This window comes from Croceibacter atlanticus HTCC2559 (assembly GCF_000196315.1).
GTDB lineage: Bacteria > Bacteroidota > Bacteroidia > Flavobacteriales > Flavobacteriaceae > Croceibacter > Croceibacter atlanticus.
Genome location: NC_014230.1, coordinates 2,413,825 through 2,431,303 on the forward strand (window position 1 = coordinate 2,413,825; position 17,479 = coordinate 2,431,303).

Annotated in this window: 15 protein-coding genes; 8 read left to right on the forward strand and 7 right to left on the reverse strand. The window is 33.3% G+C overall.

Going from position 1 to position 17,479, the window contains the following annotated elements; genetic code table 11:
* A complete protein-coding gene (locus CA2559_RS10970; RefSeq protein ID WP_013187959.1) occupies window positions 1–381 on the forward strand; it encodes a RidA family protein in 381 nt (126 codons plus the stop codon).
* Window positions 382–421: 40 nt separating this feature from the next.
* Window positions 422–862: a hypothetical protein gene (locus CA2559_RS10975; protein WP_013187960.1), complete on the forward strand. Its 441-nt coding sequence runs from the start codon at window positions 422–424 to the stop codon at window positions 860–862.
* A gap of 1 nt (window position 863) precedes the next feature.
* On the opposite strand, the gene CA2559_RS10980 is transcribed toward CA2559_RS10975, so the two are convergent.
* The 5 genes from CA2559_RS10980 to gyrA form a co-directional block, all read right to left on the reverse strand.
* Window positions 864–1,694: a CvfB family protein gene (locus CA2559_RS10980; protein WP_013187961.1), complete on the reverse strand. Its 831-nt coding sequence runs from the start codon at window positions 1,692–1,694 to the stop codon at window positions 864–866.
* Between the two features lie 116 nt (window positions 1,695–1,810).
* Window positions 1,811–2,152: a DUF2853 family protein gene (locus CA2559_RS10985; RefSeq protein WP_013187962.1), complete on the reverse strand. Its 342-nt coding sequence runs from the start codon at window positions 2,150–2,152 to the stop codon at window positions 1,811–1,813.
* Between the two features lie 77 nt (window positions 2,153–2,229).
* Complete coding sequence (menD, locus tag CA2559_RS10990; protein ID WP_013187963.1) at window positions 2,230–3,963, reverse strand: 2-succinyl-5-enolpyruvyl-6-hydroxy-3-cyclohexene-1-carboxylic-acid synthase; 1,734 nt, start codon at window positions 3,961–3,963, stop codon at window positions 2,230–2,232.
* A 120-nt stretch (window positions 3,964–4,083) separates the two neighbouring features.
* Entirely contained in the window at window positions 4,084–5,337 is a 1,254-nt protein-coding gene (locus CA2559_RS10995; RefSeq protein ID WP_013187966.1) for a tetratricopeptide repeat protein, read from the reverse strand.
* Between the two features lie 20 nt (window positions 5,338–5,357).
* The gene (gyrA, locus tag CA2559_RS11000) at window positions 5,358–7,904 is read right to left on the reverse strand and encodes a DNA gyrase subunit A (protein ID WP_013187967.1); all 2,547 of its coding nucleotides are present in this window, start codon (window positions 7,902–7,904) and stop codon (window positions 5,358–5,360) included.
* A 253-nt stretch (window positions 7,905–8,157) separates the two neighbouring features.
* On the opposite strand from gyrA, the gene CA2559_RS11010 reads away from it, so the two are divergent.
* Both CA2559_RS11010 and CA2559_RS11015 read left to right on the forward strand, forming a co-directional pair.
* A complete protein-coding gene (locus tag CA2559_RS11010; protein ID WP_013187969.1) occupies window positions 8,158–10,704 on the forward strand; it encodes an ATP-dependent Clp protease ATP-binding subunit in 2,547 nt (848 codons plus the stop codon).
* Window positions 10,705–10,932: 228 nt separating this feature from the next.
* On the forward strand, window positions 10,933–11,331 hold the full coding sequence (locus CA2559_RS11015) for a hypothetical protein (protein WP_013187970.1): 399 nt from the start codon (window positions 10,933–10,935) through the stop codon (window positions 11,329–11,331).
* Here CA2559_RS11015 and hutH read toward each other — a convergent pair.
* Window positions 11,301–12,812, reverse strand: a complete 1,512-nt coding sequence (gene hutH / locus CA2559_RS11020) for a histidine ammonia-lyase (protein ID WP_013187971.1) — start codon at window positions 12,810–12,812, stop codon at window positions 11,301–11,303. The two genes, CA2559_RS11015 and hutH, sit on opposite strands and share 31 nt — an antisense overlap.
* 131 nt (window positions 12,813–12,943) lie before the next feature.
* Between hutH and CA2559_RS11025 the strand changes: the two genes are divergently transcribed.
* Both CA2559_RS11025 and CA2559_RS11030 read left to right on the forward strand, forming a co-directional pair.
* A complete protein-coding gene (locus CA2559_RS11025) occupies window positions 12,944–13,576 on the forward strand; it encodes a transglutaminase domain-containing protein (protein ID WP_013187972.1) in 633 nt (210 codons plus the stop codon).
* A gap of 28 nt (window positions 13,577–13,604) precedes the next feature.
* Entirely contained in the window at window positions 13,605–13,874 is a 270-nt protein-coding gene (locus CA2559_RS11030; protein WP_041241002.1) for a hypothetical protein, read from the forward strand.
* A gap of 1 nt (window position 13,875) precedes the next feature.
* Here CA2559_RS11030 and CA2559_RS11035 read toward each other — a convergent pair whose 3' ends face one another.
* Window positions 13,876–15,411, reverse strand: coding sequence for an NAD(P)H-hydrate dehydratase (locus tag CA2559_RS11035; RefSeq protein WP_013187973.1), 1,536 nt, complete (start codon window positions 15,409–15,411; stop codon window positions 13,876–13,878).
* 134 nt (window positions 15,412–15,545) lie between these two features.
* Here CA2559_RS11035 and gcvT point away from each other — a divergent pair, with 134 nt between their 5' ends.
* Window positions 15,546–16,628 (forward strand): glycine cleavage system aminomethyltransferase GcvT, encoded by a 1,083-nt coding sequence (gene gcvT, locus CA2559_RS11040; protein WP_013187974.1) that lies wholly within the window; start codon window positions 15,546–15,548, stop codon window positions 16,626–16,628.
* Between the two features lie 47 nt (window positions 16,629–16,675).
* The gene (locus CA2559_RS11045; RefSeq protein ID WP_316927765.1) at window positions 16,676–17,479 is read left to right on the forward strand and encodes a sugar nucleotide-binding protein; all 804 of its coding nucleotides are present in this window, start codon (window positions 16,676–16,678) and stop codon (window positions 17,477–17,479) included.

Sequence of the window (17,479 nt, forward strand, 5' to 3'; positions counted from 1 at the left end):
ATGAAAACTATAATTACTACAGATAAAGCACCACAACCAATTGGTCCTTATAATCAAGCTGTACTTAATAACGGTATGCTTTATACATCTGGACAAATAGCACTTGATCCCAAGACTGGGCAGTTACATTTAGAGGATATTTCTTCTGAAACCAAATTAGTAATGGAGAATTTAAAGGCTGTTTTAGAAGCTGCAGAAATGAGTTTTGCTAATGTCATAAAATCTACCATCTTTATTAGCGATATGGACAATTTTGGAAAAATAAATGACGTATATGGCTCTTATTTTGATGATGCAACAGCACCTGCAAGAGAAACTGTACAAGTAGCCCGATTACCAAAAGATGTAAACGTTGAAATTAGCGTTATAGCATCTTTATAAAAAAGGTATCATTCTTGATTACCTTTAAAAAACACTTTTTTTGAAACAATTTATTTACATATTCATCCTTTTAATTGCTGTAACTACAAATGCACAAGAGTTTACTAATGGTGGTCCGTTAGATTTTAAAATCTCTGCGTTAGAAACCCCAATCATAAGTTTTGGTGTAGCAACGCCTCAAAATAAATTCTTTATAAGTGAGGTAGATTTAATTGATCCTGTAAAACCTAAAGAAGTGAATATGCTGGCAGTTATGACTAAAAGTACCAATGTTAAAAAAAGAGAAGTAGATATTAAATCCTTTGGATCTTTTGGGTCTCAAAAAAGAAAAAGCTCAGTGATCTCTGTTGAAGCGAGAGCCAATGAGCTTAGACCTAATTCTTATAATTTTGGTAATACTGGTGTTCGAAATATATCTTATAAAGATAGTAGACTACCATCTTATTATGGATACTACAGAACACCATACATAGGTTACTAATTTAAAGTAACGTAATAGAATCTACCTTAATATCTATTTTACGTTGCTTATAAAGTGTCCCTATTGCTCTTTTAAAACTCTTCTTACTCATTTGTAAGTGCTTTTCAATCTCTTCTGGAGTAGACTTATCGTGAAGGTTTAATGTACCACCATTTACACTTAGCACATCTAATATTTTTTTAGAATTTGGCTCTATACTCCTAAAACCAGGACGTTGTAATGTTATAGTTAGCTTACCATCTTTACGTACTTTTTTAACCCAACCTTTCATTTGGTCACCTTCTCTAAGGTTCTGAAATATATCACTCTTAAAGACTAATGCTTCGTGAATTTCATTTACAATAACGTTGTATCCTAAATCTGTCTTATTTACTACTAATACATCTACTTCATCATAAGGCTCCACAGTTATTTCACTATTATCTGTAAAAGAAAATACTTTACTAGAAGCTACTAACCTATTTGTTTCTAAATCTAAATAACAAAATACTAAATAACGCTCACCTACTTTCATAGGAATAACTTGCTCTCTATAAGGAACAAAAAGGTGCTTTTCTAAGCCCCAATCCATAAATGCGCCTACGTTAGTTACATCTGCACAACGTAAATATGCAAATTCATCTAACTGTATAAGTGGTTTTATATTAGTTGCTACAGGACGTTCTTTAAAATCTAAATAAACAAATACCTCTAGCTCGTCACCAATCTTAAAATCTTCTGGCATGTATTTGTTAGGCAACAAGACTTCGTCTCCATCATCATTTCTCAAAAACAGACCAGGTTCTGTTTCTCTATCTATTACTAGTTTATGGTATTCTCCTATGTTAAGCATCCTAAAAAATTTTCGGCAAAGTTACGGTATTGTTATGACAATAGTTATAGTACTATTGCCAATAAAAAAGCCGTTACTTAAAAATAAATAACGGCTTTTTGTATGTTTAAAACGATCTATTTGTAAACAGATTCTTTTTTAAAGTGTTGAGTAAGCAAGTAATAAACAACTGCTCTGTATTTATTACGATTAGATTTTCCGTATTTTTCAATAACTGAATTTATTGCATCCATAAGTTTAGGCTCATCTTTAAGGCCTAATTTCTTTACTAGGAAATTATTTTTTACAGTCATTAGCTCTTTCTCATCGCTACCAGAGACTGTTGCAGCATCTGCATTGTAAATAGATGGTCCACAACCAATAGTTACTTTAGTAAGTAAATCCATATCTGGAGTTTCACCTATTTTGTTTTTAATATCATCTGCATACTTTGCAATTAAATCATCTCTCTTACTCATAATATGTTTCGTTTTTTGGTTAATTATTAAGCTTCAACAATGTACAAATTTTTTAAAATATATAACACATCTCAATTTTAAGATTTTAGATGTTTAAAATAACCTTTTAATACTTTATCGTTAATTATTCTTGGTGTAAAGATTTCTAACAGTTTTGGAGCGTCTGCTTCATCAAAAAACGTTTCTAAACTATGTTGTATTTCTTCAGTACTAGTGGCGTTCTCGTATTTAAAATTATACATTTTACATAACTGCTTTGCCGTTAGGTTATGAGTAGTTTCAAAATAAGTATTAAATGTTTCTGTTTCTTCGTGACCTGGTAATATTCTAAAAATACCGCCACCATTATTATTTATTAAGATTATTCTGAAAGAATTAGGGATATAAGTATTCCAAAGTGCATTACTATCATAAAAGAAACTAAGGTCTCCAGTTATTAAAATAGTTTGTTTTTTTGAAACTAATGAAGCACCAATAGCTGTAGATGTACTGCCATCTATACCACTTGTTCCTCTATTACAAAATACATCAATTGTTTTGTTTAGCTGAAACAGTTGTGCATATCTTATTGTCGAGCTATTACTTAAGTGTACTAATGAATTATTTGGCAGTTTTTCTAAAAGACACTTATAAGCTGAAAAATCTGAAAATGGCACTGTATCTTCATAATCTTTCTGAAGTTTTAAACGTTCAATTTTAATACCATTCCAGAACTGAAAGTAATTACTCTTTACTGGTTTAGTTAAGGAAGAAAATGTAGTTAAAAAGGTGTTTGGTGAATACTCAAAATGCTTTTCTAAACAAAAATAAGTATCATATGCTTTTTTTGGATCTACATGCCAATGGTGTTTAGGCTGGTAAGTTCTTAAAAATGCTTTAATTTTTTTTGAAACAATTAAACCTCCAAAGGTGAGTAATATGTCTGGCTGTAAACCTTTGAACAGCTCTTCCTTAGAGTCCTGTTGTTCAATTGGTGCTATTATAGTGTCTATACTCGGAAAAAAATTGGGATGGTGCACGTTTGATGTGGTCTCTGTCATAACTATAACAGATTCATCTTTTGCAAAAGCATCTAAAAACTGCTGCTCTATTGTATTAGGATCTTGTACTCCAATAAGAATTAACTTACGTTGAGAGCTATTCCAAATCTTAGCATACCTACTCAACTCATCTTCTGTAACAGATTTTTCCCTAACATCTGGTGAAACTTTAAAGGGCTCCAAACTTGTTTCTGACACAGTATCATATAAAGGTTCATAAAATGGTACATTAATATGTACAGGTCCTTGTTCCTCTATGGCTGTATTTAATGCTTTATTTATTTCTTGCTCATTATGCCTATGAGACTCCCATTGTTTTTGTTGTAATTTAATGTCTTTAGGATGTTCTTCTAAAACAGCTTCAGAATATAAGTTAGCAGAGTATAAAATATGATTACCGTATACATTCTTTTGTCTAATAGTTTGGCCATCACCAATATCTATACGTTCTACAGGCCTATCTGCTGATATTACAACTAAAGGAATGTCACTGTAAAATGCTTCTGCAATTGCAGGATAGTAATTTAGTAATGCAGAGCCAGATGTACATACTAAAGCTACTGGTTGTTTTAATTGTTGTGCCATGCCTAAGGCTAAAAAAGCAGCACAACGCTCATCTACAATACTATACGCTTTAATATCTGGATGCTCCGAAAACCCTATGGTTAGTGGTGCATTACGAGATCCTGGTGAAATAACAACATTAGTTATTCCTTTAGAAATACAAAGTGCGACAACAGATTGCGCAACAGGAATTTTAGAATACTTCATGAGCTACAAAAATACCAAAATACTAGGTATTATTAATGCCTCAAGATTATAAACAAACACTAGGTATAAAAAAAGCTGCTATTAAAATAGCAGCTTTTATATTCGGTTATGTTGAGTGACTTAGTTACCCTCAAAAGATTGAAGTTTAGCTTTCATTTCTTTAGCTTTAGCTTCATTATCTAATTGGTAGTAAATATTCATTAAAACTCTAGTAGCTTCAACGTTTTCTGGCTTCTGCTCAATAACACTTTCTAAATATGGTACAGCAGAAAGGTAAATTTGCTTACGTCTTTCTTTTAACTCATCATATTTCTTGAAATCTGCGTTAGATGTTCCAAGCGCATTCATTTGTTCAACCAATGGCTTTTCTTCTTTTAAAATTTCAGCAGCAATGTTAATTTTTGCATCTGTATTCTTAGGGTCTATTTCTGCAGCTTTTTTAAAGTAACCTATTGCGGCTTCACTGTCTCCTAATTTACTTGAGCTAATACCTAAGTTGTAATAAAGTGCAGAGTTGTTTGGGTCTTGCTCTACAACCTTTTCCATAATTTCTTTGTAACGCTCCATATTACCCATTTCGTAATATACGTTAGCTTCTACTTGCATTAAAGCAACATCATTTGGGTTTTGCTCCATTGCCTTTTCTACAGCAGCAATAGCTTCTTCGCTTTTCCCTAAATCATTATATATTAAAGCTATATTTTTAATTATCTCAGGTTTTTTAGACTCAGATTTTTTGTCTTCTGGTTTAATATATTGTCCGGATCTTACAGCAAGATCACGTTCATCTTTCTGAAAAGTTTCAACTTCACCTGTTTCTTTATTAATAGCAGTATACTCAACTTCAGAACCATCATAGTTCATACTCTCAAGTTCTTTGTAGTATTTAAGAGCAGACTCTAAGTCGTTTCCTGAAACAGATAAAATAGCTGCATTATAAAGGAAAGACGTATCTACAGGGCTTAATTTATAAGTCATATAATACTTTTTTGCTCCTTCAGAAAAACGCTGAGCTTTGTAATCTTCTGTTGCTAAAGCCAAAACTGTATTAGCTGCATTAAGTTTACCGTTTGTAGCTTGCTCCATACCTTCCTCTATCTCTAAAGCTTTATCGTAAGCACTTACAGCTTCTTGAATTTTATCTAGAGAAATTGAACCATCTTTAAAAATTGCCTGACCTTTAGCCGCATAAAAGCGAGCTTTATATTCCTCATCTGCATCTGCTAACATAGGCTCTGCTTGGTTGAGAAAAGTCATTGCTTCACTATAGCTTTCTTTTTCAAGAGCTTTTTCAGCTTTTTTTATCTCTTTTTTTTGAGCAAAAAGAGTTACTCCAAAAGCCATTAAAGCTACTGTTATAATTCTAGTTTTCATTAGTTTTTATTTTGGGTTTATTATTCTTCACTATCATTTTCAACATCTGTGCCAAGATTCTCCATAGCTTTCTTGCTTTGGTCTTCTTCTATCTCAGCTTCATGTTCTAACTCTTCAACATTATCCTCATCTTGTTTTACTTTGGCTACAGCTGCAATTGCATCGTCTCCTTTAAGATTAATAAGTCTTACACCTTGCGTTGCACGACCCATAACTCTTAAGTTTTCTACAGATAAGCGTATAGCAATACCAGATTTATTAATAATCATAAGATCATCATCATCTGTTACATTTTTAATCGCTACCAACTCACCAGTTTTAGAGGTTACAGAAATAGTTTTTACACCTTTACCGCCACGGTTAGTCATACGGTAATCTTCTAAAGAAGAACGTTTTCCGTAACCATTTTCTGAAACTACAAGGATATCTGAGTCGTTGTTGTTAACTACTACCATTCCTACTACCTCGTCTGTTTTTTCATCTGCTAAACGAATACCACGAACACCAGAAGCACTACGACCCATTGGTCTTGTCTTACTTTCTTCAAAACGAATACACTTACCACTCTTAACAGCAAGCATTATTTCGCTATCTCCAGTTGTTAATTTAGCCTCTAAAAGCTCATCATCTTCCTTAATTGTAATGGCATTAATACCATTTATTCTTGGTCTTGAGTATTGCTCTAATGATGTTTTCTTAACCTGACCTTTTTTAGTTGCCATTATGACATAGTGACTATTAATGTAATCTTCGTCTTTAAGATCCTGAGTACAAATAAATGCTTTTACTTTATCGTCTGGCTCAATATTAATTAGGTTTTGTATAGCGCGACCTTTTGAAGTTTTACTTCCTTCTGGTATTTCAAAAACACGCATCCAGAAACAACGTCCTTTTTGAGTAAAGAAAATCATGTATTGGTGATTAGTACCAACAAACATATCTTCTAAGAAGTCTTCATTACGTGTTGTTGATGCTTTTTGACCAACGCCACCTCTATTTTGAGTTTTGTATTCTGTAAGTGGTGTTCTCTTAATATAACCTGCGTGTGAAATGGTAATTACTACCTTTTCATTTGGGATCATATCTTCAATGCTCATGTCTCCACCAGCATACTCGATTACTGAGCGGCGCTCATCACCATATTTATCTTTAATTTCTTGAAGCTCGTCCTTAATTATCTGCATACGACGCTCTTTCTTATCAAGAATGTCCTTAAGATCCTCGATAGTCTTCATTAAGTCGTCATACTCACTACGTAACTTATCTTGTTCCAGTCCTGTTAACTGGCGTAAACGCATTTCAACAATGGCTTTAGCTTGTATTTCTGTAAGCTTAAAGCGCTCCATTAATTTTTCTCTAGCTTCATCTGCATTAGAGCTTGCGCGTATTAATGCAATTACTTCATCTATATTGTCTGAAGCTATGATAAGTCCTTCTAATATATGAGCACGTTCTTCTGCTTTTCTTAATTCGTACTTAGTACGGCGTACAACAACCTCATGTCTGTGCTCTACAAAATGATGAATCATATCCTTAAGATTCAACATCTCTGGACGACCATTAACTAGTGCAATATTATTTACACTAAATGAAGATTGTAATGCAGTATACTTATATAATGTATTTAGTACAATGTTAGGAATTGCATCTCTCTTAAGAATATAAACGATACGCATACCGTTTCTATCAGACTCGTCTCTAATAGCAGAAATTCCTTCAATTTTCTTTTCGTTTACCAAGTCTGCTGTCTTTTTAATCATGTCAGCTTTATTCACTTGGTATGGTATCTCAGTTACCACAAGACATTCACGACCTTGTACTTCTTCAAAAACAGCTTTACCACGCATTACAACGCGACCTCTACCTGTTTTAAAAGCTTCTCTTACACCGTCGTAACCATATATTGTACCACCTGTTGGGAAATCTGGAGCTTTTACGTGCTCCATTAAACCTTCTACATCTATATCACTATCGTCAATATAAGCGTGTATACCATCTACAACCTCACTTAAGTTGTGTGGTGGCATATTTGTAGCCATACCAACGGCAATACCAGAAGCACCATTAATTAACAAACCAGGTACACGTGTAGGAAGAACAGTTGGTTCTTCAATAGTATCATCAAAGTTTAAGGCGTGATCTACAGTATCTTTATCGATATCTGCCATCATATCATCTGCAATCTTGCGCATTTTCGCTTCTGTATAACGCATTGCGGCAGGACTATCTCCATCTACAGAGCCAAAGTTACCTTGGCCATCTACTAACATATATCTTAAACTCCATTCTTGAGCCATACGAACCATGGCATCATAAACAGAAGTATCACCGTGTGGGTGATATTTACCTAAAACCTCTCCTACAATTCTTGCACTCTTTTTATGAGATGAGTTTGACCGCACACCTAGTTCGTGCATTCCAAAGAGGACACGCCTATGTACAGGTTTTAAGCCGTCTCGTACGTCGGGAAGTGCACGTGACACAATTACAGACATCGAATAATCGATGTATGCAGATTTCATTTCATCTTCAATATTAATAGAAATTAACTTTTCGCCGTGAGCCATAAATTATATTCGTTTTGGTTCTAAAATCTAACACGGCAATTTAAGCAATTCTTGAGCTTTCATAAGGGTTTAGATGAATGTTTTTAGCGTTTTTATTAACAATTGTTAATGACATATTAGTTAATAAGTTGAAGACGATAAATTTTGATTTAAGATTGAAATGTTTTCTATTAGTATTCGTCTTATTAAAAGGAACGGTTTTTGAACATTTCAAGAGTAATTCACTAATTTTAGAGCAGAAAGAACAAGATTTATGGATGATAATTTTTCACCAAGAGTAAAAGATGTAATAGCATACAGTAAAGAAGAAGCCTTAAGGTTAGGCCACGATTTTATTGGAACTGAACATCTTATGCTTGGATTATTGAGAGATGGCGACGGAAAAGCTATCTCTATATTAGATGCACTTGATGTAGATTTAAACCATTTACGCAGAAAGGTTGAAATATTGAGCCCAGCAAATTCAAATATTGCAACGCTCTCTAATGAAAAGAAAAATCTGCATTTAACTAGACAGGCAGAACGTGCTCTTAAAACAACATTTCTTGAAGCAAAATTGTTTCAGAGCACATCTATTAACACCGCTCATCTCTTATTATGTATTTTACGTAATGAAAATGACCCTACAACAAAGCTGCTTAATAAGCTAAAAGTAGATTATGATGGCGTTAAATCCCAATTTAAAACTATGTCGACAAATGATGATGACTATATAGACCCAATTAAGGCAGAATCTTTCTCTGATGATGATTCGGGCGATGATGAAACTAAGGACAATCCTTTTGAAAACCCTTCAGCTAAGTCTGGCAAAAAATCTAAAACTCCGGTATTAGATAATTTTGGTAGAGATCTTACAGCTATGGCAGAAGAGAATAAACTTGATCCTGTTGTTGGAAGAGGTAAAGAAATTGAGCGTGTGTCTCAAATTTTAAGCAGACGTAAGAAAAACAACCCATTACTAATAGGTGAACCTGGTGTTGGTAAAAGTGCCATTGCAGAAGGTTTAGCATTACGTATTGTACAACGAAAAGTGTCACGCATTTTGTTTGATAAGCGCGTGGTAACTCTTGATCTTGCAAGTTTAGTTGCAGGAACTAAATACAGAGGACAGTTTGAAGAGCGTATGAAAGCCGTAATGAATGAGCTAGAAAAGAATGATGACATTATTCTTTTTATAGATGAGATTCATACCATAGTTGGTGCTGGTGGCGCAACAGGTAGTTTAGATGCTAGTAATATGTTTAAACCTGCTTTAGCAAGAGGCGAAATACAATGTATTGGTGCTACTACTTTAGATGAGTACAGACAATATATTGAGAAAGATGGTGCTTTAGAACGCCGTTTTCAAAAAGTAATTGTAGAGCCTACTAACGTAGAGGAAACTATTGAGATACTACAGAATATTAAGAGTAAATATGAAGATCATCATAATGTAACTTATACAGATGAAGCTATTGAGGCGTGCGTAACACTTACCAATAGATATATGACAGACCGCTTCTTACCAGACAAAGCAATTGATGCTTTAGATGAGGCTGGTTCTCGTGTACACATTACTAATATAGATGTCCCAAAACAAATTATTGAGATTGAGAAAAAGCTAGAAGAAGTACGCGACTTAAAAAATACTGTGGTTAAAAAACAGAAGTATGAAGAAGCTGCTAAATTACGTGATGACGAAAAGAACCTAGAGAAAGAATTAGCTATAGCTCAAGAACGTTGGGAAGAAGAAAGTAAACTTCATAAAGAAGAAGTTAGTGAAGATAATGTTGCAGATGTTGTCTCTATGATGTCTGGCATACCAGTAAATAGAATTGCACAAACAGAAAGCAAGAAACTTTCAAAATTACCAGAGCAAATTAAAGGCAAAGTAATTGGACAAGATGAGGCTGTAGGAAAAGTTGTTAAAGCTATACAACGAAACCGTGCAGGATTAAAAGATCCTAACAAACCAATTGGGTCTTTTATCTTCTTAGGACAAACTGGAGTTGGTAAAACGCAATTAGCAAAAGTACTTGCCAAAGAATTGTTTGATAATGAACAATCGCTCATAAGAATAGATATGAGTGAGTATATGGAGAAATTTGCAATCTCGAGATTAGTTGGTGCGCCTCCAGGATATGTTGGTTATGAAGAAGGAGGACAACTTACAGAAAAAGTAAGACGTAAGCCATACGCTGTGGTATTACTAGATGAGATTGAAAAAGCACATCCAGATGTCTTTAATATTTTATTACAAATATTAGATGATGGCTATATAACAGATAGTCTAGGACGTAAAATAGATTTTAGAAATACTATAATTATAATGACATCTAACATTGGTGCAAGAAAGTTAAAAGACTTTGGCCAAGGTGTAGGGTTTGGAACTTCTGCAAGAAAAGATCAAGAAGATGCCAATGCAAGAAGTGTTATAGAAAATGCACTTAAGAAAGCCTTTGCACCAGAGTTTCTTAACCGTGTAGATGATGTTGTTGTCTTTAATGCATTAGAGCGTGAAGACATTCACAAGATTATAGATATTGAATTAGAGAAGTTATACTCTAGAATTGGCGGTTTAGGTTACCACTTAACTTTAAGTGATGCTGCAAAAGATTACATCTCCGATAAAGGATTTGATAAACAATATGGAGCAAGACCATTAAAACGTGCTATCCAGAAATATATTGAAGATGCATTAGCTGAAGAAATTATTAATTCTAGCTTGAGTGAAGGCGACAAGATTTTTATGGATTTTGACGACGATAAAAAAGAGCTTAGCATTAAAATTGAGAAGCCGGCTGAAGAGACAGAGTCTTAATTTTATCTCAATATAATTTTAAGCATACACTTAAACTAAAAAATCTGCTTTTCATAGCAGTTTTTTTTTATTCCAATTTTATGGCATACTTTCAAAACACTAACAAAAACAGTGCATTAGCCTACTAATTAACTAGGCTTTTAAATTTCATTCAATCAAAATTATAAATTGTTATTTATATAATAATGTTAATGAAATTTGAGTTAAATACACTGCATAACTTATATTATGAAAGTTAAAGAGATAACATTAGACTGCGGTACCTTTTTAATATATGAAGACTATATGGTGGGCACTATATTTGAAGGTGCAGATTTTAATGAAGAGTGTAAATATAAAATTTGGGATATTTGTAAAACAAATTTTGAAAATCGCAGTTTTGGATACATCTCAAACAGGATACATTCGTATTCTGTTGATCCTACAATTTATCTTGATACCAGCAAAAAGTTTGAAAAACTTAAAGCAATAGCTGTTGTTTCAAAAGGTAAAATGCATAGGTCTAACTTTCAATTAGAAAAGCAGTTCTTTAAATCTCCATTAATGCTTTTTGAAGAATTAAATGAAGCGAAAACTTGGATGGCAGAGCAGTTAAACTATTCAAATAGTAGTTCACTATCTACTTGAAAGTGATGTAAAAACTGTACTGTTGTTTCAATATAATCAGACATAATAGCATCATTCTTAATAAAAGGAACTTCTTCCCTATATGCTTCAACAAATTGTTCTAAAAATTTAGAGGTCTTAAGTGGCTTTCTAAATTCTAAAGCTTGAGCAGCATTAAATAATTCAATAGCCAATATTGTTTTTAAATTATTAGATACCTTTAAAAGTTTAGTAGCAGCATTAGCTCCCATACTAACGTGATCTTCTTGACCATTAGACGAGACAATAGAGTCTACACTACTTGGCGTACATAATTGTTTATTTTGGCTAACTATACTTGCACAAGTATATTGAGGTATCATAAATCCGCTATTTAAGCCTGGATTGTCTACTAAGAAATCTGGTAAGCCGCGTAATCCAGATACAAGTTGATATACTCTACGTTCTGAAATATTTCCTAACTCTGCCAAAGCAATTGCAAGAAAATCCATTCCCAAAGCTAATGGCTGACCGTGAAAATTTCCGCCAGAAATAATTTTATCTTCTGCAACAAATATGTTTGGATTATCTGTTACACTATTAATTTCGGTCTTAAATGTTTTATGTACAAAGTTTATTGTATCCTTGGTTGCACCGTGTACTTGTGGAACGCATCTAAAAGAATATGGATCTTGTACACTTGCCTTTTCATCTTCAGCAATTTCACTACCTTCAAGAATCTCTCTAATTCTGTCTGCAGTTTTAATTTGTCCTCTATGCGGTCTTACAAAATGTACCAGCTCATCAAACGGTGATAAATTGCAATTAAATGCATCCATAGATAATGCGCTTATAACATCTGCTAAGTAACTCATCTTATAAGACTGTAGCAGCACATAAACACCATGAGCACTCATAAACTGTGTACCATTTAGCAGTGCTAAACCTTCTTTAGACTGCAAAACTATGGGCTCCCAGTTATTTGTTTCTAATACCGTTGCCGCTTTAACTCTTTTACCATCTTGCCAAACTTCACCTAAACCTAAAAGAGGTAATGCTAAATGTGCAAGTGGAGCTAAATCTCCAGAAGCTCCTAATGATCCTTGTTCAAATATGACAGGTAGGATATCTTCATTAAAGAAGTCAATTAATCTTAATACTGTATCTAATTGCACTCCAGAATTTCCGTAGCTAAGCGATTGTATTTTTAAAAGCAACATTAATCTAATAATGTCTTTTTGTACAAGATCTCCAGTACCGCAAGCGTGAGACTTTACTAGGTTTTCCTGTAATTCTGACAGCTTATCATTAGATATACTAACATTACACAGCGATCCAAAACCAGTATTAATACCATAAACAGGCGTATTACTCTCTTCTATCTTTGCATCTAAATACTGCCTAGCCTTTTCTATATTTAACTTTGCTTCATCACTTAAAGCAAGCATTTTATTTTCGAATAATATAGTATGAATTGTATTTAATGTCAGTACTTCTGAGCTAATGTAATGAGTATCTCGCATGGTATGTTTTCTGTTGCTTCAAAAGTCGTATTCTCAAAACACATTTGCAAATACTTCGTTATTATAAAAGCGAGACTTTTATTACAATTATGTTTGCTACATTTAAATGATAGTTTACAAACACACCCTAAATGTCCTATTTAAAACCTACTTACTATTTCGATTTTGATAATGACCTCATTCAAAACTTAATTTCTGAGGTAAAGAAGGACGATTCTAAAAATAATCAAGCCATTCGTATTTATACTAAGATAAGAGATGAGTGGTTGTATGATCCATATCATATTAGCTTTTCGAAACAAAAATATCGCGCAAGTCATATTGCTCAAAAAACAACAGGCAATTGTGTTGAAAAATCTATCTTGCTAATTGCTTGCTTAAGAGCTTTAAACATTCCCGCAAGATTACACTTAGGTAAGGTTAAAAATCATATTGCTGTGGAACGTTTAGAGGAAAAATTTGGTACCAATGAACTTACACCGCACGGTATGGTTAATGTTTTCCTTAATAATGAATGGTTAAAAATGTCTCCAGCATTTAATGCTACATTGTGTGAGAAATTTAACGTTGAACCTCTAGAGTTTGATGGGTACACTAATAGCTATTTACAACAATATAATACCGAAGGTCATTTGTTTATGGAATATTTAGAAGACTATGGTCATTTTAATGATGTTCCCTTAAAATTTATGATTGAAAACTTAAAAACTCACTATCCTCATATTTTTAAGACAGAAACACACATTACAGAATTTAAAATCTAAGGTCTATTGAAGAGTTAGTGTATGTATTATGACGAACACACAATTTTATAAATTGAGCTTAATCCCTATCATTTATTTTATAATACTTTATAGCTTATATGTATTTAAAATAAGTAGTGTCTTAATAGGTGTTTTTATTGAATTATTTACACTACCTATGATGGGAATCTTAGCATTTGCATTTATATATAGTCTAATTCGCTTAGCCATTAAAAAGAACAGAACTAAACTCTCATATATAGCAACTTTACAGCTATGTATTGCTACAAGTTTGGTTATAGGTAGTTTTTTCTGGTAATTTATGCGTCTTGCTGTTGTGGTGCTTCTTGTTGAAACAAATCTATATAAGCCATCCCTAAAGTGTCTATTAAATCTGAAGCTGTTAAACTTTGGAATCCTGTTCTATTAACTGCAATATCACCAGCAGCTCCGTGAAGATATACTCCAAAAACGGCTGCAACAACAGGATCATAATCTTGAGCTATTAAACCAGAAAGCATACCTGTTAACGTATCACCACTACCAGCAGTTGCCATACCTTGATTGCCTGTATTGTTAATATAAATATCATCGTGATAAACGCTTATTGTATGTGCATTTTTGCAAACGAGTATTACATCGTGTTTTTTAGAAAAAGATTTTGCCTTGGCAAGCATTTCAAAATCATCATTCCACTCTCCTATTAATCGTTTTAATTCTTTAGGATGTGGAGTTAAAATACTTTTTTTAGGTATATGTTGTAAAAGTTCATTTTTCTTAGACAACATATTTATACCATCTGCATCTATTACCATTGGGCGCTCTGTTTTCTCTAAAAGACGCTCAAATTCTTGTATGGTGTTATCACTAGTTCCTGCCCCAATTCCAAAACCGATAACAGTCATATCTGTTGGGCAATCTATATCTGTTAACTCATAGTCAGATGCATCTGTAAATACCATTGCTTCTGGAACAGAGGTCTGTAATACTTGATAACCACATCTTGGGATAAAGGCACTTACCATACCTACTCCAGATTTTAAGCAGGCTTTAGTTGCTAGTACTGTAGCTCCTATCTTACCATAACTACCACCAATAATTAAAACGTGTCCAAATGTCCCTTTATGAGAAAACTTGTGTCGTGGTTTATAAAGTTGTTGTGCTTCAGCTTTATTTATAAGTTGCATTTGAGATGGCGTCTCCATTAAGTACTGCCTATCTAAACCAATATCTATAACATCTAAGTCACCAACAAACGCACCAGTATCTGCTAAGAAAAATGGAAGTTTAGCACTTTGAAAAGCAATGGTAAAATTTGCCTTTATAACCTCATCTAAAGATTTTGTAGCTTCATCAACAAATAAACCCGATGGCACATCAATAGCTAAAGTAAACGCTCTACTTGCATTAATATGTTTTACTAAATTGGCAACCCAAGGTACTAACGGCCTGTTTAAACCGATTCCAAAAATTGCGTCAACAATAAAATCATTATGAGTTAGTACTGGAAAATCGTCTTCAGATTTTAAAAGCTCTGGCCATTTATTAGTAAGCTCTTTATACCTATCATAATTAATAAGAAAATCTTTAGATCGTTTATCACTGTAGTTAACAACAAAAGCTTTTACGTTGTAACCGTGTTCCAGCAAATGTCTAGCAATGACCAAACCGTCTCCACCGTTATTTCCTATACCGCAAAATATCTTTATTTCCATTTGCGCACCTTGTATACGCTGGTGTATTTGGTTAAACACTAAAGTACCAGCGCGTTCCATTAACTCCGTAGAGGTTAAGGATTGGTTTTTTATGGTTAATTGGTCTGCTTCGTGAAGTTGTTTTGCCGTGAAAAGTTTCATTAATACTGGGTTGGTTCTTAAAATTTAAAAGTAAGCAAAAGTTATGCAAAAATCTAACCTTTAAACTGCTCAACATTTTTAAAATCCTATGAAACAATGCTTACATTTGCAAACTGAAAATTAATACACTATCAATGAAAAATACAGCACTTACATCAATTCACGAAGCACTTGGCGCTAAAATGGTTCCGTTTGCAGGTTACAATATGCCAGTTTCTTATGAAGGCGTCACTATTGAACATGAAACTGTTAGAAAAGATGTTGGCGTTTTTGATGTTTCTCATATGGGTGAGTTTTTAATTTCTGGCCCAAATGCTTTGGAGTTAATACAAAAAGTAAGTACAAATGATGCCTCTAAACTTTCAGATGGTAAAGCACAATACAGCTGCCTTACAAATACAGAAGGTGGTATTGTAGACGATTTGATTATTTACTGTCTAAATCCAGAAAAGTATCTTTTAGTTGTTAATGCTTCAAACATAGAAAAAGATTGGGATTGGATCTCTATGCACAATACTATGGAAGCAGATATGAAAGATTTAAGCTCAGAATATTCATTACTTGCAATACAAGGTCCTAAGGCTGTTGAAGCTATGCAATCGTTATCACCATACGATTTAAGCAGTATAAAGTTTTACAATTTTGTGGTTGAAGAATTTGCAGGAATAGAGAATGTAATAATTAGTGCTACTGGGTATACTGGTAGTGGTGGTTTTGAGATTTACTGTAAGAATTCTGAAGTAGAACAAGTTTGGAATAATGTATTAGAAGCTGGTAAAGAATTTGGTATTAAGCCAATTGGTCTTGCTGCCAGAGACACCTTACGTCTTGAAATGGGATATTGCCTTTATGGTAATGATATAGATGATACCACATCACCACTTGAAGCAGGTTTAGGTTGGATTACTAAATTCACAAAAGACTTTATTAATAGTGATGCTCTTAAAGCTCAAAAAGCTGAAGGTCCACAACGCAAACTTATAGCGTTCGAGATTGAAGATAGAGGTATCCCAAGACAAGGTTACGATATTGTAGATGAAGCAGGAAATACAATTGGTATAGTAACATCTGGAACTATGTCTCCTTCTTTAAATAAAGGTATTGGTTTAGGTTATGTCCCTAGCAATATATCTGGATTTGGAGAACCTATTTACATTCAAATACGTAAGAAAGCTGTAAAGGCAACAATTGTAAAACTTCCGTTTTACAAGGGCTAAGTAAGCTGTAAACTACATTTTATATCTCAGATTCTAAAAAAATATTAATTCTTGGAGGCAGTGGCTTTTTAGGTAATGCGCTCTATAGGGAACTACTACCCTATTTTAATACGCATGCTACCTTTTATACAGACAATGCTACCTTTGAGTCTAACTTTAAATTTCACCAATGGGATTTAGAGTCTGAAGACGTATCAATATTATTAGAGCAGGTTAAACCAAATGTTATAGTTTCTGCATTAAGAGGTTCTTTTGATGCTCAGGTGCACCAACACTTGTCAATTATAAAATACATTTTAAAAAATCCTTGCAAACTTATTTTCTTATCGTCTGCTAATGTATTTGATGCCTTTACAAACTATCCGTCTTATGAATATGACAAAACATTATCTGAAAGTGTGTATGGTAGATTTAAAATTAAGATTGAAAATGCACTGTTAAGACTGCCAAATAATAAATATAATATCTGTAGGCTTCCTATGGTTTTTGGGGCAAAATCTCCACGATTAATAGAACTTACAGAGCATTATAAAAATAATGTCCCTTTTGAGGTATTTCCTAACGTAGTAATTAATGCTACTACCCACAAAAAGCTAACACAACAATTACACTATATAATTAATAGAAACCGTAAAGGAGTATTTCATTTGGGAAGTAAAGACTTAGTGCACCATGACGATTTAATACAGGATATTTGTAAAGAATTAAAGTTTGAAAACCCATTACTTAAAAGTGTATACAACTCAAATGAAGATCGTTATTTAGCTGTAATGCCAAAAGACAACCTATTGCCTAAAAATTTACAGATGACAATTCAGGAAGTTATTAAAGACTCTGTAATCATCTCGTAA